The organism is Polyangium sp. 6x1, assembly GCF_029946515.1.
Classification (GTDB): Bacteria; Myxococcota_A; Polyangia; order Polyangiales; family Polyangiaceae; genus Polyangium.
In genome coordinates this window covers 141,283-166,486 of the sequence record NZ_JARZHH010000022.1, presented here as the reverse complement: position 1 = coordinate 166,486, position 25,204 = coordinate 141,283, and the positions used below count along the sequence as shown (strand labels likewise).

At 69.4% G+C, this 25,204-nt stretch carries 26 protein-coding genes; 17 read left to right on the top strand and 9 right to left on the bottom strand.

Annotated elements, in window-relative coordinates; translation table 11 throughout:
- The first annotated feature begins 286 nt into the window (after positions 1-286).
- The gene (locus QHF85_RS21940; RefSeq protein WP_281329214.1) at positions 287-1,462 is read left to right on the top strand and encodes a urate hydroxylase PuuD; all 1,176 of its coding nucleotides are present in this window, start codon (positions 287-289) and stop codon (positions 1,460-1,462) included.
- A 491-nt stretch (positions 1,463-1,953) separates the two neighbouring features.
- Here the strand turns inward: QHF85_RS21940 and QHF85_RS21935 are convergent, their stop codons facing one another.
- Together QHF85_RS21935 and QHF85_RS21930 are read right to left on the bottom strand one after the other, a co-directional pair.
- The gene (locus tag QHF85_RS21935) at positions 1,954-2,592 is read right to left on the bottom strand and encodes a DUF4276 family protein (RefSeq protein ID WP_281329213.1); all 639 of its coding nucleotides are present in this window, start codon (positions 2,590-2,592) and stop codon (positions 1,954-1,956) included.
- Positions 2,586-3,740, bottom strand: coding sequence for an AAA family ATPase (locus QHF85_RS21930; RefSeq protein WP_348652751.1), 1,155 nt, complete (start codon positions 3,738-3,740; stop codon positions 2,586-2,588). Before QHF85_RS21930 ends, QHF85_RS21935 begins: the two co-directional genes overlap by 7 nt.
- A gap of 104 nt (positions 3,741-3,844) precedes the next feature.
- Here QHF85_RS21930 and QHF85_RS21925 point away from each other — a divergent pair, with 104 nt between their 5' ends.
- Genes QHF85_RS21925 through QHF85_RS21915 form a run of 3 tightly spaced genes read left to right on the top strand, consistent with a single transcriptional unit; the run spans position 3,845 to position 5,864 of the window.
- Complete coding sequence (locus tag QHF85_RS21925) at positions 3,845-4,963, top strand: radical SAM protein (protein WP_281329211.1); 1,119 nt, start codon at positions 3,845-3,847, stop codon at positions 4,961-4,963.
- Positions 4,960-5,463, top strand: a complete 504-nt coding sequence (locus QHF85_RS21920; protein WP_281329210.1) for a hypothetical protein — start codon at positions 4,960-4,962, stop codon at positions 5,461-5,463. Before QHF85_RS21925 ends, QHF85_RS21920 begins: the two co-directional genes overlap by 4 nt.
- Complete coding sequence (locus QHF85_RS21915) at positions 5,460-5,864, top strand: hypothetical protein (RefSeq protein ID WP_281329209.1); 405 nt, start codon at positions 5,460-5,462, stop codon at positions 5,862-5,864. The genes QHF85_RS21920 and QHF85_RS21915 overlap by 4 nt, the downstream gene beginning before the upstream one ends.
- A 6-nt stretch (positions 5,865-5,870) precedes the next feature.
- On the opposite strand, the gene QHF85_RS21910 is transcribed toward QHF85_RS21915, so the two are convergent.
- Positions 5,871-6,302 (bottom strand): hypothetical protein, encoded by a 432-nt coding sequence (locus QHF85_RS21910; protein ID WP_281329208.1) that lies wholly within the window; start codon positions 6,300-6,302, stop codon positions 5,871-5,873.
- A 69-nt stretch (positions 6,303-6,371) separates the two neighbouring features.
- Between QHF85_RS21910 and QHF85_RS21905 the strand changes: the two genes are divergently transcribed.
- A complete protein-coding gene (locus QHF85_RS21905) occupies positions 6,372-6,782 on the top strand; it encodes a hypothetical protein (RefSeq protein WP_281329207.1) in 411 nt (136 codons plus the stop codon).
- 405 nt (positions 6,783-7,187) lie between these two features.
- Here QHF85_RS21905 and QHF85_RS21900 read toward each other — a convergent pair whose 3' ends face one another.
- Both QHF85_RS21900 and QHF85_RS21895 read right to left on the bottom strand, forming a co-directional pair.
- Positions 7,188-8,501, bottom strand: a complete 1,314-nt coding sequence (locus QHF85_RS21900) for a LysM peptidoglycan-binding domain-containing protein (protein WP_281329206.1) — start codon at positions 8,499-8,501, stop codon at positions 7,188-7,190.
- A complete protein-coding gene (locus QHF85_RS21895; protein ID WP_281329205.1) occupies positions 8,498-8,974 on the bottom strand; it encodes a hypothetical protein in 477 nt (158 codons plus the stop codon). Before QHF85_RS21895 ends, QHF85_RS21900 begins: the two co-directional genes overlap by 4 nt.
- A 96-nt stretch (positions 8,975-9,070) precedes the next feature.
- Here QHF85_RS21895 and QHF85_RS21890 point away from each other — a divergent pair, with 96 nt between their 5' ends.
- From QHF85_RS21890 to QHF85_RS21860, 7 genes are all read left to right on the top strand, one after another.
- Positions 9,071-9,616 carry a hypothetical protein gene (locus QHF85_RS21890; protein ID WP_281329204.1) on the top strand — a complete coding sequence of 182 codons (546 nt, stop codon included), beginning with the start codon at positions 9,071-9,073 and terminating at the stop codon, positions 9,614-9,616.
- The gene (ruvA, locus tag QHF85_RS21885; protein WP_281329203.1) at positions 9,613-10,224 is read left to right on the top strand and encodes a Holliday junction branch migration protein RuvA; all 612 of its coding nucleotides are present in this window, start codon (positions 9,613-9,615) and stop codon (positions 10,222-10,224) included. Before QHF85_RS21890 ends, ruvA begins: the two co-directional genes overlap by 4 nt.
- 139 nt (positions 10,225-10,363) lie before the next feature.
- Positions 10,364-11,407, top strand: coding sequence for an FHA domain-containing protein (locus QHF85_RS21880; RefSeq protein ID WP_281329202.1), 1,044 nt, complete (start codon positions 10,364-10,366; stop codon positions 11,405-11,407).
- A gap of 61 nt (positions 11,408-11,468) precedes the next feature.
- A complete protein-coding gene (locus QHF85_RS21875; protein WP_281329201.1) occupies positions 11,469-11,867 on the top strand; it encodes a (deoxy)nucleoside triphosphate pyrophosphohydrolase in 399 nt (132 codons plus the stop codon).
- A 137-nt stretch (positions 11,868-12,004) separates the two neighbouring features.
- Positions 12,005-13,978, top strand: a complete 1,974-nt coding sequence (locus QHF85_RS21870; protein ID WP_281329200.1) for a c-type cytochrome — start codon at positions 12,005-12,007, stop codon at positions 13,976-13,978.
- Positions 13,978-14,895, top strand: coding sequence for a hypothetical protein (locus QHF85_RS21865; protein ID WP_281329199.1), 918 nt, complete (start codon positions 13,978-13,980; stop codon positions 14,893-14,895). The genes QHF85_RS21870 and QHF85_RS21865 overlap by 1 nt, the downstream gene beginning before the upstream one ends.
- A gap of 117 nt (positions 14,896-15,012) precedes the next feature.
- Complete coding sequence (locus QHF85_RS21860) at positions 15,013-15,630, top strand: glutathione S-transferase family protein (protein WP_281329198.1); 618 nt, start codon at positions 15,013-15,015, stop codon at positions 15,628-15,630.
- Here the strand turns inward: QHF85_RS21860 and QHF85_RS21855 are convergent.
- Genes QHF85_RS21855 through QHF85_RS21845 form a run of 3 tightly spaced genes read right to left on the bottom strand, consistent with a single transcriptional unit; the run spans position 15,627 to position 18,080 of the window.
- The gene (locus QHF85_RS21855; protein ID WP_281329197.1) at positions 15,627-16,610 is read right to left on the bottom strand and encodes an iron ABC transporter permease; all 984 of its coding nucleotides are present in this window, start codon (positions 16,608-16,610) and stop codon (positions 15,627-15,629) included. The two genes, QHF85_RS21860 and QHF85_RS21855, sit on opposite strands and share 4 nt — an antisense overlap.
- Positions 16,607-17,407: a type III pantothenate kinase gene (locus QHF85_RS21850; protein WP_281329196.1), complete on the bottom strand. Its 801-nt coding sequence runs from the start codon at positions 17,405-17,407 to the stop codon at positions 16,607-16,609. Before QHF85_RS21850 ends, QHF85_RS21855 begins: the two co-directional genes overlap by 4 nt.
- Positions 17,408-17,438: 31 nt before the next feature.
- The gene (locus tag QHF85_RS21845; protein WP_281329195.1) at positions 17,439-18,080 is read right to left on the bottom strand and encodes a class I SAM-dependent methyltransferase; all 642 of its coding nucleotides are present in this window, start codon (positions 18,078-18,080) and stop codon (positions 17,439-17,441) included.
- A gap of 118 nt (positions 18,081-18,198) precedes the next feature.
- Here QHF85_RS21845 and QHF85_RS21840 point away from each other — a divergent pair, with 118 nt between their 5' ends.
- Positions 18,199-18,816, top strand: a complete 618-nt coding sequence (locus QHF85_RS21840) for a hypothetical protein (RefSeq protein WP_281329194.1) — start codon at positions 18,199-18,201, stop codon at positions 18,814-18,816.
- Positions 18,817-18,835: 19 nt separating this feature from the next.
- On the opposite strand, the gene QHF85_RS21835 is transcribed toward QHF85_RS21840, so the two are convergent.
- Positions 18,836-19,414 carry a hypothetical protein gene (locus QHF85_RS21835; protein WP_281329193.1) on the bottom strand — a complete coding sequence of 193 codons (579 nt, stop codon included), beginning with the start codon at positions 19,412-19,414 and terminating at the stop codon, positions 18,836-18,838.
- Positions 19,415-19,740: 326 nt separating this feature from the next.
- On the opposite strand from QHF85_RS21835, the gene QHF85_RS21830 reads away from it, so the two are divergent.
- Genes QHF85_RS21830 through QHF85_RS21815 form a run of 4 tightly spaced genes read left to right on the top strand, consistent with a single transcriptional unit; the run spans position 19,741 to position 25,204 of the window.
- On the top strand, positions 19,741-20,433 hold the full coding sequence (locus tag QHF85_RS21830) for a hypothetical protein (RefSeq protein ID WP_281329192.1): 693 nt from the start codon (positions 19,741-19,743) through the stop codon (positions 20,431-20,433).
- A 45-nt stretch (positions 20,434-20,478) separates the two neighbouring features.
- Positions 20,479-21,528 carry an NAD-dependent epimerase/dehydratase family protein gene (locus QHF85_RS21825; RefSeq protein ID WP_281329191.1) on the top strand — a complete coding sequence of 350 codons (1,050 nt, stop codon included), beginning with the start codon at positions 20,479-20,481 and terminating at the stop codon, positions 21,526-21,528.
- A gap of 47 nt (positions 21,529-21,575) precedes the next feature.
- Positions 21,576-23,819 (top strand): glycosyltransferase, encoded by a 2,244-nt coding sequence (locus QHF85_RS21820; RefSeq protein ID WP_281329190.1) that lies wholly within the window; start codon positions 21,576-21,578, stop codon positions 23,817-23,819.
- The gene (locus QHF85_RS21815; RefSeq protein WP_281329189.1) at positions 23,816-25,204 is read left to right on the top strand and encodes a DUF362 domain-containing protein; all 1,389 of its coding nucleotides are present in this window, start codon (positions 23,816-23,818) and stop codon (positions 25,202-25,204) included. Before QHF85_RS21820 ends, QHF85_RS21815 begins: the two co-directional genes overlap by 4 nt.

The window sequence follows — 25,204 nt, the reverse complement described above, 5'->3', positions numbered from 1 at the left end:
CGGCGGCGGACGCGGGGGCGGCGGAGGCGGAGGCGGCCGCGGGCGCGGGGGCGGAGCCGGCGCCGAGGCGCGGGGCGGTGGTGACGGCGGCGCAGCCGAGGGCGACCAGGGCGGTGAGACCGAGCCCCCAGACGGCGCCGCGCCGGGAAAGGAACGAGCGGAGAGCCACGTCGGGAGTTTAGCCCGAAAACCACGGATCGGCCGGAGAAAGCTGCCGTACCGAGCACGCTCGTCGACGTCCGGGGGATGCCGCGGTATAGGGGGACCCGATGCGCGGAGCGGGACGATGATGGCGGTATTCCATGACTGGATCTCGATCCTGCTCCGTTGGCTCCACCTCATGGCGGGCATCGCGTGGGTGGGTACGTCTTTTTATTTCAATTGGTTCGACCTGTCCGTACGGCCGCCGAAGGGCAAGGTGCTGAAGGAGAACATCCGGGGCACGCTCGACGAGATCCACGGCGGCAGCTTTTATTATCACGAGCAATACTGGCCGAACGCCCACCCCGAGCGCTTGCTCGTGCACGCCTGGCCGGCGAAGACGACGTTGGTCACGGGGGTGCTCTTGCTCGCGGGGATTTACTGGTATGGCGCGCGGACGTACCTCGTCGATCCGAGCGTGGCCGACATTGGGCCGACGGCGGCCGTGGGCATCAGCATCGCGTCGATCCTCGCGTGCTGGTTCTTTTACAACGAGCTCTGTTTCTTCATTGAAAACAATCGGGTGATCCTGGCGGTGATGGCCGTGTTCGTCGCGATCGCGGCGTACGGGTATCAGCACGTCTTCAGCGGGCGCGCCGCGTACATTCACGTGGGCGCGATGCTCGGGACGTGCATGGGGCTCAACGTGTGGACGTCGATCGTGCCCCACCACATCGCCATGCGAAAACAGCTCAATGCCGGGCAGCCGCTCGATCTGATGCACGGCGAGCAGGCGAAGCGGCGATCGCAGCACAACAACTACTTCACGTTGCCGGTCACGTTCGCGATGATCAGCAACCATTTCGCGCTGGCCTACAATCACCATCGCGCGTGGCTGATCCTGTGGCTGCTCATGGCGGGCGGCGTCTCGATCCGCCATTACCTCAACGTCCAGTTCAAGCACGACCGCAAAGAGCGGTCGCTCCTCGTGGCGGTGGCGGCGGCTTTCGGGGGCGCGATCGGGCTGAGCTTCATCCGTCCCGCGCCGCCGGTGGTGGTCGGGCCGGTGGACACGGCGACGGCGATGGCGATCGTGCAAAAGCGCTGCGTGCCGTGTCATTCGCAGAAGCCGACGCATCCGACGTTCGTCGCGCCGCCCTCGGGGTTTTTGCTGGAGACACCAGAGCAGGTGATGGCAAAGGCGGAGAAGGTGGTGCAGCGGACGAGCGTGACCCGGGATATGCCGCTCGGGAACGCGACGGCGATGACGGATGAGGAGAGGGCCCAGTTGAAGGCGTGGATCGAGGGCCAGGGGAAGTAGAGGCGGGGGCGTCGGTTCGGGGGGCGGGGTCGAGGCTTCGGGGACACGAGGCCGTAGGGGTTCGACGGGGGATCGTCGTTCCCGAGGGACGGTGCCGAGTCTTCGGAGACACGAGGCCGCGGGGCGGCGATGTGGGGTCGTCGTTTCCGGGGGATGGCGCCGAGTCTTGGAAGACACGAGGCCGCGGGTTGACGGGGGGCTCGTACGTCTCAGGGGACGGCGCCGAGTCTCCGGAGACACGAGGTCACGGGGCGGCGACGTGGGCTCGACCCTTTCGAGGGACGGTGTCGAGTCTCCGGAGACACGAGGCCGCAGGCGTTCGACGTGGGGCCGTCGGTTCCGGGAGATGCTGTCGAGTCTCGAGAGACACGAGGTCGTAGGGGGGCGACGCGGGAGCGTGGTTGGAGACGCACGACGCCGCCACGTCGAGGTGCGGAGGACGCCAGTCGGGGGTGACGAGGTCGCGGCGTGGACGCGCGAGGTCGTCGGGGTCAGCGGGCGGGGCAGAGGGTGAGAAGATGGTCGAAGAAGCGGGCGGCCCAAGGGGAAGCGGCGCGGACCTTGGCGGGATCGATGAGGCCGATGAGCGCGAAGCCGTGCGTCTCGTCATAGCCGGCCTTCTTCGTGTTTCGCGAGGCGTGCTTGAGGATACTCTTGAGATCCTGCTTGGGGATGTTCTCGATGTTCTGACGTGCAGGGAGAGCACTCGGCTGGAAGTCCTTGCCGTAGTAACGAGCGAGCGCCTGGGGATCCGCGAGGAGCCACGCCTCCATGGCCTGGACCATGAAGTGCAGGTGGTCGTCGGTGGCAGCCGGGGGCTTTGACCACTGGTCTTCTTTGCGTTGCTGCACGTGTGCCCATGCGGAAACACCCATGGCGATCGACTCCTCACTGTCGACGAGCAGCAAGCAGAGCGCCTCGGGGTGGTGCGTAAGGGCGAGACGAAAATCCTTGTAGGCGGCGTTTCGCCCTCCACATGCAACGACCGTCAGCGAGCGAGGGGCGATCTCCCTTTCGAAGAGCTCCAGAAAGCCGTTACGGAGCTGCCTTTGTCCGCTACTGGAACTGCCACCACCCTCGATGTAGATGCGAATGCTGGTGGGCTTCGATGCCGATGGCTTCTTCACCACCGCGAGCCTCCGATCTCACCTTTCGCCCAGAGCTGCCCAAGGGAATAGTCCTCAAGCCATGCCGCGAGTCGTTCACCTTCGAGCCGTGTCATCGTCGTGCATCCGTCACGACGCTCGCAGACGAGGACGTCTTCGGGTGTAGCGGTGAAGGCATCGAGGAGCGCCTCGGAGTGTGTCGTGACGATGATTTGCATGCGCTCCGAGGCATCCTTCAAGAGACGCGCGAGGACGTGAATGAGGTCTGGATGAAGGCCGAGCTCGGGCTCCTCGATGCAGACGAGCGGCGGAGGCTTGGGATCGAGGAGGATCGCGAGAAGGGAGAGCCAGCGCAAGGTGCCGTCGGAGAGGCGGGAGGCGGGGATCGTCCAGCGCTCCTCTTCCAGCACGATCTGAACCCTGCCGGCGAGGATTTGCACCGAGAAGTCGACCACCCCATCGAAGACCTTTCGCAGGTTCTCGAGCAAGGCTCGCTTCGTTGGCACGTCGTTCCTGTACCAGTTCAATACCAGCCCCAGGTTGGAAGCATCCTCCAGCAGGTACCCCGCCGGCAAATCGGCGGGTTGTGACAGCCGCGGTGGAGCGTGCCGCCCAAATGTCCAATCTCGGTAAAGGCGAATTCCCTCGTATGCGTCACTCAGAAACCAGAGCTCAGGATACGCGTCCGGATCCTTGCGTTGGGCCAAGATGGACTTCCCCGGATCCATGTCCTCGCGACGGAGCTGCCTTCGCCCTTCCTTCACGTTGAGCATGGGGCGCCCATTTTCATAGCCGAAGTAGAAGTACGGCTTCAGCTCACCTTCCAGCTTCTGCTCGTTCTCGACGCGTTCATCCACGAGTTCGAACCGGGAGCGGATATCCGCGAACGTCACCCGATGGCGGAGGTTCAAGTCGGGTCGGTAGGTGAAAACTGCCTCCAGCTCGGCCTGCCCCTCTGGCTCGCCTTTCCAGATCCAATTTGCCACCCCACTCAGGCGGGTCGGGAGCCCCAGTTCCTTCGGCGTCGCCTTCAGAAGCCCGATCGCCTCGATGAAGTTCGACTTGCCCGACCCATTCGGCCCGATCAGCACGTTCAGCGGCCGAAGCTCGACCGCCTCCGCATCCGGACCGAACGAGAGCAGCCGGTTGAGCTTCAGGCTTCGCAGAAACATCTCCCGCGAAGGTTCGAGCACCCCGCTTTCCCCGTCAAGCGCACGCCCCCGCTCGCTCGTTCCCGTGACGCCCACGCCCGTCCGCACTAGACCGCTCTCCCCACATGCCCCCCTGGTCCCGCCCCGAGCCCTTCGGCGCGTGGGTTCGTCTCGATGATCGAACCCTCGTCGCCGTCGATCACGCGCTCGCCGCGCGGCTCGGAGTTCCCTCGGGGCAACAACCCGCAGACGCGCCCGCGCCGCCACGCCCGCTCGAAGTCCATCTCGCGGTGAACGCGCGTTGCCACGCGCCCTGCGCCGACTGCTACCTCGACGCGCGGCCCGACGGCGCGGAGCCTTCCCTGGAGGAGCTTCGCGAACGGCTCGCGTCTGTACGCGCGCTCGGCGCGTCGACCGTGGCCTTCGGCGGCGGCGAGCCGCTGCTCCGCGAGGACCTCGGCGAGCTCGCGGCCTTCGCGCGTTCCCTCGGGCTCGTGCCCGTGATGACGACGAGCGGGTTCGGGCTGCGAGAAGAGCGCGCGAAGGAGCTACGCGCGTTCGCGCAGATCAACGTGAGCCACGACGGCGTGGGCGGCGCGTACGCAGCCGTGCGTGGGTTCGACGGTGCGCGTGTGGCCGAGCGGGCGATCGAGATCCTCGCGCGCGCGGGGATTCCCGTCGGCGTGAACCTCGTGCTCACGCGGCGATCGTTCGAGCATCTGCATGCCACCGCCGAACGTGTCGCCGATCTCGGGGCAGGGGAGGTTCAGCTCTTGCGCTACAAGCCGCAGGGGCGCGCCGCGGGACTCGGCTACTTCGAGGCGCGGCTCTCGGCCGCGCAGCGAGAAGCGCTCTGGCCCGCGATCACGGCGATCGTGCACCAGCGGCGCCTGTCGGTCCGGATCGATTGTGCACTCGTGCCGCTCCTGTCGGAGGCGCTCGCGGTCGAGCCTCGCGCGGCGGAGATGCTCGCGTCTCTCGGCGTGTTCGGCTGCGAGGCCGGCAGGCACCTCGGCGGGATCGACGTCGCGGGGCGCGCCGCGCCGTGCAGCTTCTCGCCCTCGTCGAGCGAGGAGATCGATCGCTTCCGCGCGTATCACGCGAGCCCGCCGGAGCCCTGCGCCTCCTGCACGTTGTTCCCCGTCTGTCGCGGCGGCTGTCAGGTCGTCTCGCGCCACGCGGCGAACGAATTCCGCCCCGACCCGGAGTGCCCCCGCGTGCGACGAACCGAGGCTTCCACGTGATCGAGCCTTGCGCGCCGCCCGAAGCCGAAGCCGTCTTCCTCTACGGCGCGCGTCGTCTGCTCATGGTGCTGCACGCCGCGGGCAGCATCGTCCTCGTCGGCGCCGCGACGCACCACGCCCTCACGATGCGCCACTACCTGCGCGGTCGTTTCCTCCGCGTCGCGACCGAGAAGACCTGGGCGAAGGTCGTGGCCGTCGCATACGTCTTCACCTTCGCCGTGGGCGCGCTGCTCTACCCGACGTACCGCTACCACGTGCGAGGCATCTACCTCGATCGATACGCGCCGCTCTACTCGGGATTGTTCGACGTCAAAGAAGTGTACGCGTCGCTGACGCTCGTCGTGGCGCTCGGGCTCGGCGCGCTCGCGTTCACGCTGAAGCCCGCGGAGGAGCGCTGGCTCGTGCGGATCTACGCGGTGATGAGCTTCCTCGTGTGCGGCGTCGTGTGGCTGAACGTGACGCTCGGCATCCTCGTCACGTCGGTGCGGGGGCTCGGATGAGCGAGACGAAGCCACCTTCGCCCTCAGCGCGGCTCTTCCTCGCGTTTCTCGCAGCGCGGCTCGCCTACGGGCTCGCGTTCCTCGTGAGCGCAGCACGCAAGTCGCCCGTGCCCTGGTACCTGCCACTCGAACGAAGGTTCGTCCTCGCCTCGCGGCCCGCAGGGCTCGGGATGGACTGGTACGGGCGAACAGCGCTGGGGCTCGTGTTCGCGATCGCCGCAGGCGCGGCCGTGTACGTGCTGGCGCAGCGAGCGCGCTGGTTGTCGCGGCCGAGCGCAGTGATGGCGGTCGCGCGCGCAGGTGGGCTCGTGCTGCTCGTGGACTTCGTCTACTTCGGCTGGGCACTCATGACGCAGACGCCAAACCCATGGCCGCTGCCGTCCTGGTACTGCCCGCGGTGAGACGACTCAGGGCTCGGCGGGCGCCTGCGCCTGGACCTTGCGCTCTTCGAGCTTGACGTCGAACTTGCAAGGCTTCTTCAGAAACACGCGATGCGTGAGCTGGTTCGAGAGCACGCACGTGGGCACGACGCCATCGGCCGGATCGCCGGAGGGAGACGCGAGCATGATGCGACCACCCGGCATGAGCGTGGTCGAGAAGTGCGCAGCGCCGCCAGGGATCGTGTTGCACGGCTCGACGACCTTCTGGATCGTCGCATGCGCGCTCTTGGCATTCATCGTCTTCTGATCGGGGCAACTCTCCGCCACGACCACGACCTGCGCATCGACGACGCCGATGTCAGGGCCCTGCGGCTGCTGCTGCGTCCCAGCACAGCCCAAGGGCACGAGCGCATAGAGAGCGAGGAGGGCAAGACCGAGCGGAAGGGCCGCACGCTTCATGGTTTTTCTGTTTACCACGGCCAGCGTACGCATGGTTCGTGGTATGGCGGAATCTTCCACGCGGACGCGATGCACCCCCTCGCCTGGCTCCTCAGCGTCACCTGGCTGCTCGTCGCGGCGCTCGTCGCTGTAATCCGAGGGGTCCACGGCGCACGCGAGGGCCGGGCCCACCTCGCAGCGCGGCGCATCAAGAGCCCGACGATCTACCTGTTTTCCGCATACCTGCTCGTCGCCGCCCTCGTGACGCCGAAGTCCCCCGGCGAGACCACCTCACCGCTCCTGTGGCTCGCATTCGCCATCCCCATCGCCAACGCGCTGGCAGCCGTGAGCTCCGTCGGGCAAACGCAGCCAAAGGGCCTCACGCGGGCAGGCCTCGCGCTCCTGCACGGCGGCGCCGTGCTCGCGGCCGCCGCATGCATCCTGGCGATCGTGTCGCCGCGGTTCGTGCCGATTTGGCTTGGCGGACCGGGGTCACCCTAGGCCGCCGCGCCGGGGCTCTGCCCCGGGCCCCGCGGGGGCTATCCGCCCCTCGACCCGGACCAGGGCCAGCCCTGGACCTCTGGGCATCGACTGCGCGAAGCGCAGTCGATGCGGGGAAAGTTTTTCAAGCTGTCCGCCCCCCCTTTGCAGGGCCAACCCAGGACCTTGCGTGGAAGAACTGCGCTCCGCGCAGTTCTTCCCACAGGCCGGTGGTACCGCCCCGCCAGTCAAAACGTCAGCGCTGCTGTCTTGGTTGGCAGGATCGCTCGTGGTCTTGACCCCGGCTGTTCGATGAACTGCGCGGAGCGCAGTTCATCGACCCTCCGTCCAGCGCGGGCGCTGGTCCAGGTCCAGGAGCGGACAGCTCCTGGTGGGGCCTGGGGCGAAGCCCCAGCGAGGCGCCATCTAGTACCCCTTGCGGGCCGTCACGAACGCGCCGCGCTCGATCTCGTGCGACGAGACTGTCACCAGCGCTGTTGCCGTGTGCTCGCGGACTTTGACCACGCGCAGCTCGGCGTAGGTCTCGTCTGGGAAGAGGTTGTCGTCGCCGGGCGGGGAGAGGTTTTCCGTTTGTGCGGGGCGATCGTCCTCGATGACGGGGCGCACGGTGGCGAACTTGCCTGCGCCGCGCAGCGTGTGGCGCCAGCGATCGCCGCGGCGCAAGGCGAAGAAGCGCATGCCGGGCTTCACGCCCTCCTTCTCGCCCTTGTCGAGGAAGACGATCTGGTTTTGCCCGTAGAACGCGTGCGGATAGAGCGCTGCCACGATCTTTGCGTCGATGTCGTCGGCGCTCGTCACGGGGGGCACGACCACGAAGCTGCGGTCGACGGGGCCGATCTTCGCGCCTCGCTCCACTGTGTCGAGTGACTCGACCACGCGGCCGCGGATCATGCGCGTCTGTGTGTTGATTCGATCGACGCGCAGGGTGCCGCGGATCGAGATGAGCTGGCCCTTCTGTGCGGCGTCGCCGCTCGTCACGAGGGGGCGGAAGATCGTGAGGAGCTGGCCCACGGCCACCTCGTGGCCCTCGTCGAGCTTCGCGTACACGTCGTCGCCTGCGCTGAGCAGCATCTTGTCTGCGGGGCTGCCGTTGATCTCGCCCCAGACGTCGTCCTTCTTGTCGTCGAGCCAGCCCGTGTCGCGCAGGAACACCGTCTGCGGTGAGACCTTGCGCCCGCCCGAGAGCAGGCGCCGCATGCCGGGAAGACCGCTGTCGCCGGCGTCGCGCAGGCGCACTTGATCGCCCGGGTAGATCCAGTGCGGGTTCTGGATCTGCGGGTTCTGCGCCCAGAGCCGCGGCCAGCCGTAGGGGTTCTTGTAGTAGCGGCTCGAGATGTCCCACAGCGTGTCGCCCGTGCGTACGCTGTGGAGCTCCGGCACGTGCTGGCCTTCGAGGACGAAGCCGCCGTTTGCCGTGCCTCGCACGGTCTCGCTCGCCGCCGGATCGGGCAGGAGATCGAAGCCGTCGGTGGAGCGTGATGTGTCGGCCGAGGAGCGTGAGCTCGAAGGCAGATGCGCGTCGGGGTTGTAGCCAGGTTGCGGGTAGCCCGGCATGACGACCTGCGTTTGCGTCGGCGCTTGCGGCACCTGCACGACGGTGACGTTCGCGCCGCCGCCCGGCGTGGGGGCGGCTTCGGACTCGTCCTGCGCGCCTGCGTGGCCTGCGGCCGCGAGGGAGAGGAGGACGATGGCGGGGGCGAGGGCGCGTGTGTCCTTCATGGTGCCGTTCTTGGGGGGCTCGGGAGGGGGCGCTTGGCCTTCGCGGGGCTCGCGGGCGCGGGCGCTGTCGGGTGCGTGATCACCTCGCCCCGGCCTGTGGAGCGGAGGACCGGGCGAGGCGCTTCATCGGCGTCGTCGGCGACGGTCGGGTCATCCGTTGGTGCAGCAGCGATCGGGGCGAGGGACGCCGCCGTCCCGCCTTCCGGGGTGGGCGCGAGGTGCACGACGTCGAGCGTGGGTCGATCGTCCTCGGCGCTCTTCGGGGCGCTCGGGGTCGGCGCGGGGGGACGCGCGGAAAGCTTCGCGTTCGTACGTTCGAGCGTCTCGACCCGTGCCGTGAGGATGTTGTTGTCTGCACGGACGCGGCCCACCTCCGCCCGCAGCGCCTCGATCTCCTTGCGGAGGGCATCTTGCCCCCCGCCGGCGCAGCCGGATGCGAGGAGGGCGAGCGTGAGGGCGCAAAGGGACCGCATGCCGCCCCGATGGTAGTGCTCGAGGCCCACGTGGGCCAAGCGAGCAGCGCCTATCCGCTGCTCGTCCTGGCTCGGAATTCTGGTAGGGTCGGGGCCATGTCGAAGCGCTCGAACAAATTCGTATCCTTGATGATTGCTGGTCTTGCGTCTCTCGCTGCGCTCTCGTTCGGCGTGGCGGGTTGTTCCGATGGGAATGGGGAGGGGGACGACACTTGCTACGACTACGGGTCGTTCGACAAGGCGAGCCCCGCGGTCACGTTCTCCGGGGACGTCCTGCCGATCTTCCGCAACTCCTGCGGCCTCGGCGGCGCGTCGTGCCACGGCGCCGTCGCCGGGATGCCCGGCCAGCCCTACCTCGGCCCGGCGAATGGCCCGACGGCCCCGACGCAGGCGGAGATCGACGCGATCTTCTCGCAGAACGTCGGCGTCGCCGCCACGAAGGCGACGGGCATGAAGATCATCGAGCCGAACAGCCCCGAGACGAGCTTCCTCATGCACAAGATGGACGGCACGCTCACGTGCGCCGCCGTCGTCTGCGACGCGGCGTGCGGTGGCACGATGCCGCTCACGGGCGATCTCCTTCCGCAGGCGACGCGCGACACGGTTCGTCGCTGGATCGCGCAGGGAGCGAAGAAGGATTGATCGGCAGGCTCACAGGCCGCATCGTCGAGGACTCGGCCGAGGGCGTCGTGGTCATCGACGTCGGGGGGGTCGGCTACGAGGTCACGGTGCCGCTCGGCGCGCTCGGGCGTGCGTCGCGGGAGGCGGACGACGTGGTCACCCTGTACGTGCACACGCACGTCCGGGAAGACACGTTCGCGCTCTACGGCTTCCCGACGCGGGACGATCGCGCGGCGTTCCGCTCGCTGATCGGCGTGTCCAGCATCGGGCCGAAGATCGCGATGTCGATCCTCGGCGCGCTGCCGGCGGGTGAGCTCGCGGCGGCCATCGCGCGCGGCGAGGCGTCGCGGCTCGTGGCCGTGCCCGGGGTCGGCAAGAAGACCGCGGAGCGGCTCATCCTGGAGCTCAAGGGCAAACTCGCGGCGGCGCCGGTCGTCACGAAGGGCGTCGAAGCGCCGAGGCCCACCGCGCCCGAGGGCAAAGCGGAGCTCCTGCAGGGCGCGCTCACGCGGATGGGGTTCCGTCCTGCCGAGGCCGACCGTGCGGTGACGGCGCTCGGAGCGCGCGTGCAGACCGAGCCGCTCGGCGATCTCGTGCGCGAGGCGCTCGCGCTCCTCTCCTCCAAGTAAACCCGGGTTTGCCCTGCGCGCATGACGTGTGGTGTGCGGGGCAAGCGCGCGCGTAAAACCTCGACAAAAAAAATCGGCCCGAATATGCTCGCCCCGCGGTCCGGGTGGGCCGGTGTCGGCAGTCCCCCGAGGAGGCGGCGTGATTACCTGTCCCAAGTGCAACAAGGAGAACCAGGACCACTACAAGTTCTGCCTCGGCTGCGGCTCCGAGCTGCCGCGGGACGCGTCTCCGAAGAAGTTTGCGTCAGGCGGCACGCCGCCGCAGGGCATCCCCGCGGTTCGCCCGGGCGCGGTGACGGACGACATGGGGGCGAAGGGCGCCGTGGCGCAGTTTCCCCCGGCGGCGCCGGCGGCCGTGCATCCGCCGATCGCGGCGCAGGGCGCGTCGTCCACCGTTCCGGTCGTGTGCAAGGACTGCGGACACACGAATGCGCAGACGAACCGGTTCTGCGCGTCGTGCGGCGCGAAGCTCGTCCTGCCGAAGGCCGGCAGCGTGCCGGCGATGGCCTCGCCCGCGGCGCCGCCCGTGGCCTCGACGCCGAGCGCGATGACGGTCGTCTTGACGGCGCTCCGCGCGGACGGCTCGGAGGCGGGCTCGTACACGCTCCCGTCGGCGACGTTCACGATCGGCCGTGATGTCGGGGCGATCTTCGCGGGCGACAACTATCTCTCGCCGCGGCACGCGACGTTCGTGTCGAAGAACGGCAAGCTCACGGTGCGTGACGAGAGCTCGCTGAACGGCGTCTACCGCAAGCTCTACCGCGACGAGCCGATCGCCGTGATGATCGGCGACGTGTTCCGCATCGGTCAGGAGATCGTCCGCTTCGAGGCGCTCTCGGCGATGCCGGCGACGGCGGACGGCGTCGAGCGGCTCGGCAGCCCGTCGAAGGGCTACGTGGGTCGCATCGCGCTGATCATCGGCCGGGACGCGTCGGGCAACTCGTTCCCGATCCCGGAGACGGGCCTGCACCTCGGTCGTGAGCGTGGCGACGTGCTGTTCCCCGAGGACGGTTACGTCTCGGGGCTGCACTGCCGCATCAGCTACGAGCGTGGTCAGCTCTTCGTCACGGATCTCGGCAGCTCGAACGGCACGTTCATCCGGATCTCGTCGGAGGTGGACCTCATCGACGGGGACGTGCTGCTCATGGGCCAGCAGCTCTTCCGGATCAACATTCAGGCCTGAGACGGTTTTCCGGGCGAGCGGCTTCTGGCGCCGCGCGTCCCGGCGGGGGAGAATGTCGGCCATGGAACCGCCGCGCACGATTCGCGTCGTTGCTGCCGTCATCGAGCACGAAGGCCGTTACCTCATCACGCAGCGCCGTCCGACGGCCCTGCTCCCGCTCCTCTGGGAGTTTCCCGGCGGGCGCGTGGAGGACGCGGAGACGGACGCGACGGCGCTCAAGCGTGAGGTCTTCCACCGGCTCGGCGTCGAGGTCGAGCCGGGGCAGCTCATCTCCTTCGTGAGCCATCCGTACGAGCGATACGTCGTGGACCTCTACCTCTACGAGTGTCGGATCACCTCGGGTGAGCCCGCGCCGCTCGCGGTGAACGCGTTCAAGTGGGTCACGAGCGCGGAGTTCGATCAGCACCCGTTCACGCCGGCAGATGAAGCCAGCATGAACAAGCTGCTCGGCATGGGCTGACCGGCGCGGTCAGCCGAGCGGCCCTTTTTTTCGCAACGCGTAAAACAAAAGGCGACTACCCTCGTCCATGGTTTCCTCCGTGGGCACCGCTGTCCTGCTTTTGGAATGCGAGTGCCTCCCGTGGAGGTTGAGGCGCCATGCGAAAGAGCGTTGCGGTCATCGGTCTGGTTGCTGCGGCGACGGCAGGTCTCGCGGCGGGGTGTGGGAGCACAGGACGAGGCGGCGCGGAGGCGAAGGCGCCGGGCGTCGGGGAAAGGAGCTGCGGGCGCGTGCGCCCGGGCGTGGGCGCGAAGCCGCTCGCCGGCGCGCGGCAAGGCAGCGTGGTCGCGCTGGCGAAGGCCGGTGACAAGACGATCGCGTACGTCGCCGACGAGGACGACGGGAACCTTCACACGGTCGACGTCGCGACGGGCAAGGAGCTCGGGACGACGCCGCTCGGCGGGACGCCGTCGCAGATCCTCGTGGCCGCCGATGGTCGCGTCGTGGTGGCGCTCCGGGACAAGGCGGCGATCGAGGTGCTCGAGCCGGAGGCGGATCCGGCGCAGCCGCTCGCGTCGCGGTGCACGGTGCCCACGCCGGTCGAGCCGGTCGCGCTCGCGACGACGCCCGACGATGGCACGCTGCTCGTGACGAGCGGCTGGGGCGCGGCGCTCACGGCGTACGACGTGGCGAACATGGGACGAACGTACGAGGTGCCGCTGCCGCGCGAGCCGCGCTCGGTGGTCGTCTCGGACGACGGGAAGAAGGCGTTCGTCGCGCACGTGGTGGGCTCGCGGATGAGCGTGGTCGATCTCGCGGCGAAGCGCGTGCGGCCGGTGGACGTGGGCGGGATCGAGGAGGGCGGGTTCCGGCGCTCGAAGATCAGCCTCTTCGGTGGCGGCGGCGGGGAGATCGAGCGGCGCGCGTGCCAGGGCTTCGCGCTCGCGAAGTCGACCGATTTCGGGGGGCGGGTCTTCGCGCCGCAGGTGCTCGTGGATCCGGGGCGCGCCGAGGAGCGCTCGGAGGGGTACGGCAGCGGCGGCGCGAACCCGCCGGAGGTCGCGTCGGTCGCGGTCGTCGACGAGGACACCGAGCAGCCGCTCGCCGAGTCGGTGAACGTGAAGCCGGACGTGCGCCAGCTGGTCGGCGTGGCCCGGCCGCGTTCGTCGTGCTTGCTGCCGCGGGCCGCGGCGATCGATCCCGGGTCGCGTTCGCTCTTCGTCTCGTGCCTCGGCAGCGACACGGTCATCGAGTACGACGCGGCGGCGGCCGATCCGCAGCGGGCCGAGCGGCGTCGCTTCCCGGTCGCCGCGGGGCCGACGGGGCTCGCCGTGGATCCGGAGGGCCGGCGGCTCGTCGTGTGGTCGCAGTTCGATCGCACGCTCCAGATCGCGCCGCTCGGCGCGAAGGACGCGACCGAGGCGGAGGCGCCTGCGCTCATGCGCGTGGGGCTGTCGCGCAAGGCGCAGACGGCGGCGATGGCGGATCTCGAGCTCGGCCGGAGGCTCTTCCACGCGAGCGGCGACGCGCGTATCTCGAACGACGGCCGCGCCTGCGCGAGCTGCCATCCCGACGGGCGTGACGACGCGCTGACGTGGGCGACGCCGGAGGGGCCGCGACAGACGCCGATGCTCGCAGGGCGGCTCGCGAAGACGGCTCCGTATGGGTGGACGGGCCGCGGCGACAGCGTCGAGGCGCACCTCTCGGAGACGTTCGGTCGGCTCGGCGGCGCGGGGCTCGCGCGGCGCGAGATCGACGCGCTCATCGCGTTCGCCACGACGCTCCGGCCTCCGCAGGTGGAGACGATCGATCGTTCGAACGATGCGCTCGTCCAGCGCGGCAAGTCGGTCTTCCACTCGGCGCAGACGGGCTGCGGGACGTGCCATCGCGAGGAGGGCGCGTGGACCGATCACACGCCGCACGACGTGTCGAGCCGCGCCGACGCCGATGTCGCGGCCACGTTCGACACGCCCTCGCTGCGCTTCGTCGGCGGCACGGCGCCGTACTTCCACGACGGCCGCTACGCGACGCTGCGTTCGCTCCTGCTCGATGCCGACGGCAAGATGGGGAGCACGAAGCACCTCTCGCAGGAAGACCTCGACGCGCTCGAGGCCTACATGAGGAGCCTGTGATGCGCCGCCTCGGAACGTGTGTGGCGGCCGCGTCGCTCGCGTTCGTCGCGGGCGCGTCGGCCCATGCGGCGGGCACGCCGAGCTTCTCGTCGGTGCCCGAGGCACGCGTGCCGGAGATGCTGCACCCGAAGGACGCGCCGGACGCGATTCCCGCAGGCGAGCGCGTCGAGGGCGTGCGCGTCGACGGGACCATGTTCAAGGGAGCGCCGACGTTCACGGCCGTGAATGCAGAGGGGGGCCGCTGCTTGTCGGTGGGCGCGATCCCGCAGGGCGTGCCGCCCTCGGGCTCCGCGGGGACGAGCATCCGCGTGGGCGGCGTGCTCCCGCTGCGTGTCGAGCGTCTCGTCGAGCGCAAGCCGGGCGAGGCGGAGCTCGAGATCATCGACGCGTGGCTCGACGGACGAACGTCGAGCGTGCGGCCGGCGACGACGACACGCGTGCCGCTCACCGTGCTCGCGAGAGGGCCCGCGAGCTACGCGGTGTACGGGTTTCGCAAGGGCAGCGAGCTGCAGGTCGTGATCCCGTCGGGGAATGAGCGAATCGGGTACGTGGATCCACGTGCACAGATCGGCTTCACGCAGTGCGGGCATCTCCGCATGGGGCTCGACACGACCGCGAAGAACGGCGCCATGATCGTGGCGGCGGTGCACATCCGGACGACCCGTACGTCCTCGGCGCGAAGCCAGGCGCGGGTGTTCCATCCCTTCGTCATGGCGCAGGGGCTCGCTCCCGACGAGGTGATGCGCGCCCTGCAGATCAGCGCGAGCACGAGCCGCACGAAGCGCGAGCGCGAGCCGCTCCTCAGCGTGTCCGTGGGCTGGGCCGACGACGAAGAGGGCGTCGTGGGGAGCAATCGCGCCGTCAACGTGGACCAGGGCATCGAGGGGCCCATCCCCGAGCCCATCGACGAGGAATGACCCTCGGCGCACGCCTCCCGTAAGACCTTCCCGAACCCCCCTTGCTGCGCGCGGCCGTGTCGGACACGCTCGGCCACGGCGGCGCCGTGCGTCGCCCAGGGAGGAAGGTCGATCGCGATGGATCTCAAGTTCTATTACACGCCGATGACGAGCGCGTCGCGGGTGCACTGGGCGCTCGAGGAGCTCGGCATTCCGTACGACAAGGTCAAGCTCGACCTCGCGGCCGGTGACCAGAAGAAGCCCGAGTACCTCGCGCTCAACCCGAACGGCAAGGTGCCGCTCCTCGTCGCCGAGGGCCGGCCGATCTTCGAAGGGCTCGCGATCATGCTCTATCTCGGCGAGCGCTTCGGCGCGGACAAGGGGCTCTTCCCGCCGCCGAACCCCGATCGCGCCGAGGCGTTCAAGTGGATGGCGTGGGGCGCGGTGACGTTCGGCGAGGCGCTGCAGCGCTACCTCCGCAACACGCTCGATCGTTTCCCCGAGGACGAGCGCAGCCCGAAGGCCGCCGAGGCCGCGAAGAAGGATCTCACGGGGATGCTCGCGATCCTGAACGATGCGCTCGAGGGCAAGGAGTACCTCGTGGGCAACACGTTCTCGTTCGTCGACATCTCCATCGCGCCGGCGATCCCCTTCCTGGGGCGCTTCGGCATCGATGTGAGTCCGTTCGCGAACGTGAACGCGTGGGTCGCGCGGTGTATCTCGCGGCCCGCGTTCGCGCGCGTGATGCAGGGTTAGCCGCCCGAGCGGCGCAGCAACACGAGGAAGGCCGGGCCGCCGATCAGCGCCGTCACGGCGCCGACCGGCGGCTCGGTGCCGAGCGAGCGGAACGCGAGGCGCGCGACGAGGTCGCAGCCGACGAGCATCGTCGCGCCCGCGAGCAGCGAGACGGGAAGCACGCGGCGCTGATCGGGTCCGATGATCCGGCGGACGGCGTGCGGGACGACGAGGCCCACGAAGCCGATGAGCCCCGTCAAACTCACGATCGCGCCGACGACACACGAGGAGGCGATGAACGTGCGTCGTTCGAGGGCGCGGACGTCGACGCCGAGCGTGCCGGCCGTCTCGTCGCCGAGGACGAGGACGTTGAGGCGCCCCGCGTCGAGCAGGAGCACCGCGCATCCGGCGCCCACGTAGACGAAGGCCGCGAGCAGCGACGAGGCGTGCGGGAGATCGACGAAGCCGACGAGCCAGCGCAAGAGCTGCTGCGCGCGGGAGGGCGGGACGAGCGCCTTCAGGAACGTGATGAGCGCGGCGGCCATGGAGTTGACCATCACGCCGGCGAGCAGGATCGCCGTGCCCGAGGCGCCGCCGCGCATGCCGCGCGCGACGGCGTAGACGAGCCACGTGGCGACGAGGCCGCCGACGAGCGACGCGGCCGGGATGAGCGCGGCGCCGAGCAGCGTGGTCGCGCCGAGGCCGAGCGCGATGGCGGTCGTCGCGCCGAGGGCGGCGCCGCCCGAGACGCCGAGCACGTACGGCTCGGCGAGCGGGTTGCGCAAGAGCGCCTGGAACGCAGCGCCGACGACGCCGAGGCCCGCTCCTGCCATGGCGGCGAGCGCGACGCGCGGCAGGCGCACGTCGAGCAAGATCGTGCGCGCGAGGCCGGGCTCGGCGAGGGCGTTCGAGAGGGAGATCGGCTCGGTGCCGAAGGCGAGCGCGAGGGCGGTGACGAGGACGAGCAGCGCGGCGGCGGGCAGGATCGGACGTCGGATCAAGCGCCTTCGGCCTTCGCGGACGCGCGCGGCTCCTGCGCGTTGCGCTCGTAGAGCAGGCGCAGGCCCGTGAGCGTGAGGTCGTCGTCGACCTCCTCGATGGACTCGGTGAGCGGCGCGATGAGGCGCGCGAGGCCGCCCGTGGCGACGATGCGGCACGCATAACCGAGCTCCGCCACGAGGCGCTTGCAGAGGCCGTCCACGAGGCCCGCGTAGCCGTACACGATGCCCGATTGCATGCTGTGCACCGGGTTTCGCCCGACGACCTTGGGCGGCAAGGTGATCTCGACGCGGGAGAGGCGCGCGGCGCGAGAGAAGAGCGCCTCGGCGCTGATGTGCACGCCGGGCGTGATCACGCCGCCGAGGTACTCGCCCTTCGGCGTCACGCAATCGAAGGTCGTGGCCGTGCCGAAGTCGACGACGATCACGGGGCCCTTCGCCCACTCGTACGCGGCGACCGCGTTGACGATGCGATCGGCGCCGACCTCGCGCGGGTTCTCGTAGAGGATCGCCATGCCCGTCTTGATGCCCGGACCGACGACGAGCGGCTCGCGGCGGAAGGCGCGGCGCACGAGCTCGACCATGGTGTCGGTCAGGGTCGGGACGACGCTCGCGATGATCGCGTGATCGATGAGGTCGGGATCGACCCCGCGCAGCGCGAGCATCTGCCGGACGAGCACCGCGAACTCGTCCGCCGTGCGGCTGCGCGCGCTCTCGGAGCGCACGTGGTGAAGGAGCTTCGTCCCCTCGAACACGCCAAACGAGATGTTCGTGTTGCCCACGTCGACGACGAGCAGCATGGGACAACCTTTACCACTTCCGGCCGCCCGGTCAGAGCTTCCGCGCGAGCATCATGCCGTCGCGGATCGAGAGCAGGACGTTCTCGACGCGAGGATCGGCGTTGACCCTGTCGTTGAAGCGGCAGATGCCGTGGTCGGAGGGGTGCTGTGGCGCGAGGACGTTGCCGCTCCAGAGCGTGTTGTCTCCGACGATCAGGCCTCCCTTGCGGACGAGCGGAAGGACGGCCTCGTAATAATCGGCGTAGCGCTCCTTGTCGGCGTCGATGAAGACGAGGTCGAAGGGCGGGCCCGCCGGGAGCGAGCGCAGGCTGTCGAGGGCGTTGCCGAGCAGGATGCGGATCTTCTTTCCGTGCGGGCTGCGATCGAAGAACGAGCGAGCGATCCGCGTCGCCTCGGGGTCGATGTCGAGCGTGAGCAGCTCGCCGTCCTCGGGCAACGCCTCGGCCATGCAGAGCGCGGAGAAGCCGGTGAACGTCCCGAGTTCGAGCACGCGCCGCGCCGAGACGAGCGCGCAGAGCGTCTTCAGGAACGTGCCCTCGACGCGGCCGACCTGCATCTGCGGCGAGCTCATCGAGGCGTACGTGACCTCGCGCAGCTCGTCGAAGAGCGCCGGACGGGGGCGTGTATGGGCTTCGATGTAATCGTCCAGCTCGGGCGAAATGATGGGCGTCATGGGTCCTCCATGGTCGCGCGCGCCGCGGTGCGCGAGGGGTTCGTCTACCACGACGATGTGGTCGGTGAAGCTTCCACTCACGGGAAAAACGGGTGAACATCGATCGCGGAGGTACGTCGTGAGCACGAAGCGGCTTGGCTTGGTTGTGGTGGCGCTCGGGTTCGGGGCGTGGCTCGGCAGCGGTTGCGCGACCGCGACCGGGCCATTTGCCGGCGAAGGCGGCGAAAGCGGAGAAGGTGGATCGGGCGGCCCGGGCGGCGGCATGGGCGGCGCGTCGAGCAGCAGCGCGTCGAGCAGCAGCGCGTCGAGCAGCAGCGCATCGAGCAGCAGCGCGTCGAGCAGCAGCAGCGCGAGCTCGGGCGGGCAGATGTGCGGGGCGATGGAGCATGCATGCGCCGGTGTTTGCGCGGGCAACACGCCGGCGACCGGGTGCTTCACGTCGACCACGTGCACGCCGTGCCCCACGGTGCAGAACGGCGCCGCGACGTGCAACTCGACGGGCCTCTGCGACGTGAGCTGCAACTCGGGGTACGTGAAGAACGGGTTCTCGTGCGTCTGCCAGTCGGGGTGTTGCTCCGACGCGGATTGTGCGGCTGGTCAGACCTGCATGGGCGGCACGTGTTCGGGCGGCAGCACGGGCGACGGCGGTGTCGCGTGCAACCCCTTCGCGTGCGTCTTCGACTGCGCGTTCCAGAACCTCGAGTGCATCGATCCCTTCACGTGCACGTGCGGCTGATTGGACGGCGCGGGCGGTTCTAGAAGGAAAAACCCGCGCCGCTCGTCACGCTCCGCTCGCCGAGCGGGACGATCTCCGCGAAGACGTCGAGGCCGATCGGTAAGGTGGCCACGAGGCCGAGGCCGAGCTGGAACTTGTACCGATCGGTCCCTTGCCGATCCTCGCCGTCGACCTGCCAGAAGATGGGGCCGCCGAACACACGCGCGACGACGTAGGGGCTGATCACGTCGTAGAACGTCTTTCCGGCGACGGCGCTGAGGCGGAGATCGCCGGCGTAGTACGGGACCGCGGGCGCGTCGGGGCGCGCCTCGCGGGTCTCCGCGCCCGCGACGGCGAGCGAGGCGCCGAGGATCAGGAAGGGAAAACGATCGCGGCCGTCGAGCAGGCGGTAGGACGCGGCGACGGAGGCGGACCAGCCAGGGCCGAAATCGTAGCGCCGCGCGCCCTCGCGCAGGCTGCCCCAGAGGATGCCGCCCGCGCCGAGCTGGAGCGTCCATCGCGAGCCGAGCCTGCGCTCGAACGTGGCGACGGCCGCGCGTCGCTCGATCGCGACGTCGTACGTCCCGTCGAAGACGAGGTTTGTCCAGGCGTAACCCACCGTCGCGCCGACGCGGTAGAGCCGCGGGCGTGGCCTTGGCGCGGGCGCGTCCGCGTTGCCCGGGGGCAGGGGCGCACCGAAGTCTTCGCTGCAGGAGGAGATGCCCGTCGGACCGACGGCCGGCGCGACGCCTCAGGCCCGCGCGTCGCGCGTGGCGCCGAGGATCGAGACCAGGGTCGCGGCGGCCGCGAGGGCCGCGCCGAGCACGTTTTTGATGGGTCGCATGAGTCCTCGCAGAGGCGCAAAGGCGAAAAGAGGGGGCAGCTCGACGCTACCACGGAAGGAATTCTCGCCGCCCGAAAACGGCCGGTTTATGCTGGTGCGCGATGATCGAGCTCGAGACGCCGTATCACCTCGTGGAGACGGATGGCTCGGGGCACATCCTCATCATGCGCAGGACGTCGCGCGAGTATCCCGACACCTGGATGATGGAGCAGGAGCTCGAGGCGGTGATCGCCGCGCTCGACGAGCTCGGGCGTGATCGGAAGAAGCTGCTCGTGGATCTCCGGGAGGGGCCGCGGCGCAACGATCCGCAGTTCGAGGAGACCATGCGGCGCTTCCGCACCCGGATCTTTCGCGGGTTCCGCGGCGCTGCGCTCGTGGTGAAGACGGCGGTCGGCGCGCTGCAGGTCAAGCGCCACCTGCGCGAGGACGGCGCGGGCGCCGAGGTCTTTCACGACGAAGCCGAGGCGCTCGAGTATCTGCGCGGCCAGAGCGTGCGCGGAGAAGCGCCGCCCGTGAGCCTCGTGCCGCGCAGGCCGCAGGCGCTCGAGTCGCACAGGAGCGATCGCATCTCGTCCTTGCCGACGGCCTCGCACCTCCGGGCTTCGCAGGAGCCTCCGCGCAGGCCCTCGGAGGTCGGGGATGCGCCGCGCAGGCCCTCGGAGGTCGGGGATGCGCCGCGCAGGCCCTCGGAGGTCGGTGATGCGCCGCGCAGGCCCTCCGAAGTGGGCGAGCCCCCGCGCGACGAGCGGCCGTCGAGCGCGCCCGCTCCCGCGACACGTCCCTCGCGCCATTAGCCGCGTGGGTGGAAGGCCGGGGATCGGCGTGCCAACCTCGGCGCCATGAAGATCGCGGCGACGGGCGTCACGAGCGGCGTGGGGCGAAGGCTCTGCGAGATCGCCCGGGAAGCGGGGCACGAGGTGGCGGGGCTCGTGCGGGATCCGGAGCGGCTCGACGCGCGCGCGCTGTCGCGGATCGGCGTGCGCGTCGTGGGCGGAGACGTCGCGGATCGGCGCGCGCTCGCGGATGTGCTGCGCGGCGCGGACGTGGTCGTGCACGCGGCGGCCATGGTCGGCGAGCCGACGGACGCGGCCGAGATGGAGCGCGTGAACGTGGGCGGGACACGCGCGCTGATCGAGGCGGCCGCGGAGGCGCACGTGCCGCACGTGGTGCATGTCTCGTCGGTGGCCGTGTACGGCCGGCCCGATCGCGGGCGCGTGACCGAGGCGTGGCCGACGCGCACGAGCGGTTTGCCTTACGAGGACACGAAGACGCACGCCGAGCGGCTCGCGCACGAGCGGGGGCAGGCGCTCGGGCTCTCGGTGATCGCGGTGCGTCCGCCCGTGATCTACGGGCCGTACGATCGAAACTTCCTGCCGCGCGCGCTCACGCAGCTCCGCAAGCGGAGGATGCTCCTCGTCGACGGCGGGCGCGCGCCGCTGAACGTCGTGTGGGTGGATCACGTCGTCGACGTCGTCCTGCGGGCCGCGGAGCGGCGTGATCTCGGCGGCGAGGCGTTCAACGTGATGGACGAGGTCGACGCGCGGCCGCCGAGCGTGCGCGAGGTGTTCGAGACGATCGCGCGCGCGGCCGAGTTGCCTCCGCCGCGCCTCTCGCTCCCCTATCCGGCGGCGATGGCGGCGGCGAAATCCCTCGCGGCGGCCTACCGTCTGGCGGGGCGGAAGGAGGCGCCGCCGCTCACGCCCTTCGTGGTGAAGCTCCTCTCGCGCGACGTCGTGTACGACGCGTCCAAGGCGGTGCGCGAGCTCGGGTGGACGCCGCGCATGCGCTCGCTCGAGGGCATCACGCGGTTCGCCGCGGAGCTCGCAGGCAAGACGCCCGCGTACGCGCAAGGCGCCCGCGCGGCTTCCCCGGGCGGCGCCGTGGAGTAGACTGCGCGCCCGTCTCGCATCCCCAAAGGCCGAGGATCCGCTCTCCGATGACCGAACAAGCGCTCTCCGCTCCTGACTCGCCGATCGAGCTCAGCGTGATCGTCCCTTGCCTCGACGAGGAGCTCAACCTGCGCGAGCTCGCGGCGCGCGTGCTCCGGGTCTTCGAGGTCGGCGGGTTCGTCGGAGAGCTCGTGCTCGTCGACGACGGATCGAAGGACGGCACGGCGGCGGTGATCCGCGAGCTCTCGGCCGCGTCCGAGGGGCGGATCGTGGGCGGGTTCCACCCGGAGAACCGGGGCATCGCGGCGGCGTGGCGCACGGGCGTGGGCGTGTCGCGGGGCAAGCTCGTCGCGACGATCGACGCGGATTTGCAGTACCAGCCGGAGGATCTCCTGCGGCTCCGGCGCGCGCTCTACGACCATAGCGTCGACGTGGTGCAGGGCTTCCGCAGCGCGGTCGGGCGGCGCAAGGACCAGCGATATCATCTGAGCCGCGGGCTCAATCACCTCTTGAACGGCGTGTTCGGGATGGACCTCTCGGACAACAAGAGTGGGTTCGTCATGTGCGCCCGCGAGGTGATGCTCGACCTGCTCACGTACCGCGGCACGTATTTCTACTGGCAATCGTTCATCATGGTCGCCGCCCACGCGAAGGGGTATTCGTACAAGGAGATCGAGACGATCTTCGAGCAGCGGCGGCAGGGCACGAGCTTCCTCGAAAAGACGGCCGTGCGGGCGAGCGTGCTCTCGTTCGTCGACATCGGGAAGGCGGCGTGGGAATACCGCGTGAGCCGCCCGCCGCAGGACGTCGCGCACCAGTTCTTGCGGCGCCATCCGGTCGCGGATCGGACGCCGCCGCGGACACCCGTGCAGGAGATGCGCTGGCGCGCGTACCTCGCGGCGTTCGACAGCACGCACTGGATGATCACGCGGGACGTCGAGCATTACTACGAGACGCTCTGCAAGACGCAATGGCTCGGGATCGCGGAGACGCGCGAGCTCCAGGACGAGAAGCTCCGGCGCCTCGTCCGGCACGCGTACCGCAACGTGCCGTATTATCGCGCGCGGATGCAGGAGCTCGGGCTCCGGCCCGAGGACGTGCGGGGGCAGGCGGATTTGCACAAATTGCCGCTGCTCACGAAGGCCGACATCCGCAAGCACCTCTACTTCGACATCATGTCGGAGAACCATGACAAATCGCAGGTCCAGCGGATCGCGACGAGCGGCTCGACCGGCGAGCCTTTCGTCTGTTACGCCGACCGCGTGCAGCTCGAATTGCGCTGGGCGGCGACGCTCCGGGCGCAGGAGTGGACGGGGTATCGATTCGGGGATCCTTGCGTGCGGCTCTGGCACCAGACGATCGGCATGTCGAAGAGCCAGATCCGGAAGGAGCGCGCGGACGCGGTCCTCTCGCAGCGAACGTTCGTCCCGGTCTTCGAGATGAGCGAGAAGAACCTGGCCGCCATGGTCCGCACGATCGCTGAGGCGGAGCCCGTCTTGCTCGACGGATATGCCGAGGCGCTCGATTTCCTGGCGCGGTATCTGCGGGCGCACGGAAACCTCTCGGTGCGGCCGCGGGCCGTCATGTCGAGCGCGCAGACGCTCCCGATTCCGAGCCGGCGCGTGATCGAGCAGGCCTTCGGGTGCGCGGTGTTCGACAAGTACGGCAGCCGCGAGTTCTCGGGCATCGCCTACGAATGCGAGGCGCACGCGGGGCACCACGTGGTCGCCGAGGGATACATCGTCGAGATCCTGAAGGGCGGCGAGCCCGCGAAGCCCGGCGAGATCGGCGAGGTCGTGATCACGGACCTCACGAACATGTGCATGCCGTTCATCCGGTATCGCATTGGTGATCTCGCCGAAGCCATGGACCCGCTCGCGCCGTGCACGTGCGGCCGGGGCGCGCCGCGCATCGGGGCGATCGAGGGGCGCGTGCAATCGATCATCCAGGGCACGGACGGCCGGTTCGTCCCGGGGACGTTCTTCGCGCATTACCTGAAGGAGTACGATCACGCGATCAAGCAGTTCCAGGTGGTGCAGGAGGAGCTCGGCGCGATGACGTTCCGGGTCGTGAAGGGCGGTCGTTTCTCGGACGACGTGCTCGACGAGGTGCTCGCGAAGTTCCGCGAGGTGCTCGGCGACGATCTCCGGATCGCGGTCGAATTCGTGGACGAGGTGGCGATGGTGCGCACGGGCAAGCGCGTCGCGGCCGTGTCCAAGCTCGGGATCGATTTCCAGGGGAGCCGTGCCTCGGTGCGGCCGAGCGTGGACCGCGAGGCGAATCGCGCATGACGCAGGCGTCCTCGGTCGCGATCGTCTCCCGGCCTGGGACGACGTACGCCGCAGGCGGGGTGCCGCCGTTCGATCCGCCGAACCCGGTTTATGCCATGGTCGAGGCGCTCTTCCGGGAGCTTTCGCTCGACGCGGCGCGGGCCGGGACGCCGGAATGGAACCCGCTCGGCGACCTGATCCGGCCCGGCGACCGGGTGATCGTCAAGCCCAACCTGGTCTCGTCGAAGAACCTGCACGAGAAAATCACGGGGGAGAAGCTCTGGGCGTCGAGCACGCACGGCGCGCTTTTGCGGCCCGTCCTCGATTATGCGCTCCGGGCCGCGGGGCCGAAGGGCAGCGTGCGGGTCGTGGATTCACCCGTGGAGGGCTGCGAGATCGAGAAGGTCGCGGGGCCGCTCGGGATCTTCGCGGTGATCGATCACCTGCGTCGGGGCGGCGCGGACGTCGATTTCGTGGACCTGCGCTATTTCAGGGTCGCGCCTTATTTCGCGCTCGACGACGTCCGGCGCGGAGGGCTTTCGTACAACCTCGGCTTGCTCGTGCGCACGAGGCTCCCGGGGGATCCGCGCGGGTATCGGGTCGTGGACCTCGGCGATCGGAGCGCGTTCGCGCGAAACGACGCCCCGCCGGGCGAGCGGCTCCGGTTCCATCGCAGCCATTACGAGACGCCGGTCCCGCACCACACGGGCGGGAAACACGAGTACAGCCTGCCGCGCACGGTGCTCGACGCGGACGTGGTGATCAACCTGCCGAAGATGAAGACGCACAAGAAGACCGGCGTCACGCTGGCCCTGAAGAGCGTCATTGGACTGACGAACGAAAAATACTGGCTCCCGCATTTCACGGCCGGGGATCCTTCCGTGGGCGGCGATGAGTTCGATCGGCCGCGGAGCTTGGCGGAGCGGATCGAGGACAAGCTCTCGCGGCTTCCCCTGCCGGGCGACCATTCGCTCGTCGCGCGTATCGCCCGGCTCGGGGCGCCGTCGAAGGTGATCGACGGGAGCTGGGAGGGCAACGATACGCTCTGGCGAACCATCCTCGATCTGAACCAGATCCTCTTTTTCGCCGATCGCGACGGCGTGTTGCGGGATGAACCCGTGCGGCGTTACCTCGCGCTCGTCGATGGGATCGTGGCGGGCGAGGGGGAAGGGCCGCTCGGGGCGACGCCGGTCTTCGCGGGGACGCTCGTGGGCGGGTTCGATCCGGGGATCGTGGACGCGACGGTCGCGGAGGAAATGGGGTTCGATCCCGCGCGGATCGTGATGATCCGGGAGGCCTTGGGCCTCGTGTCGCGGGCCGATCTGGCCACGAGGAACGTCCGCCGGGACGGGACGCCCTTCGGGAAGAAGTTTCGCCCGCCGCGGAGCTGGCCGAGCCTGGGATAG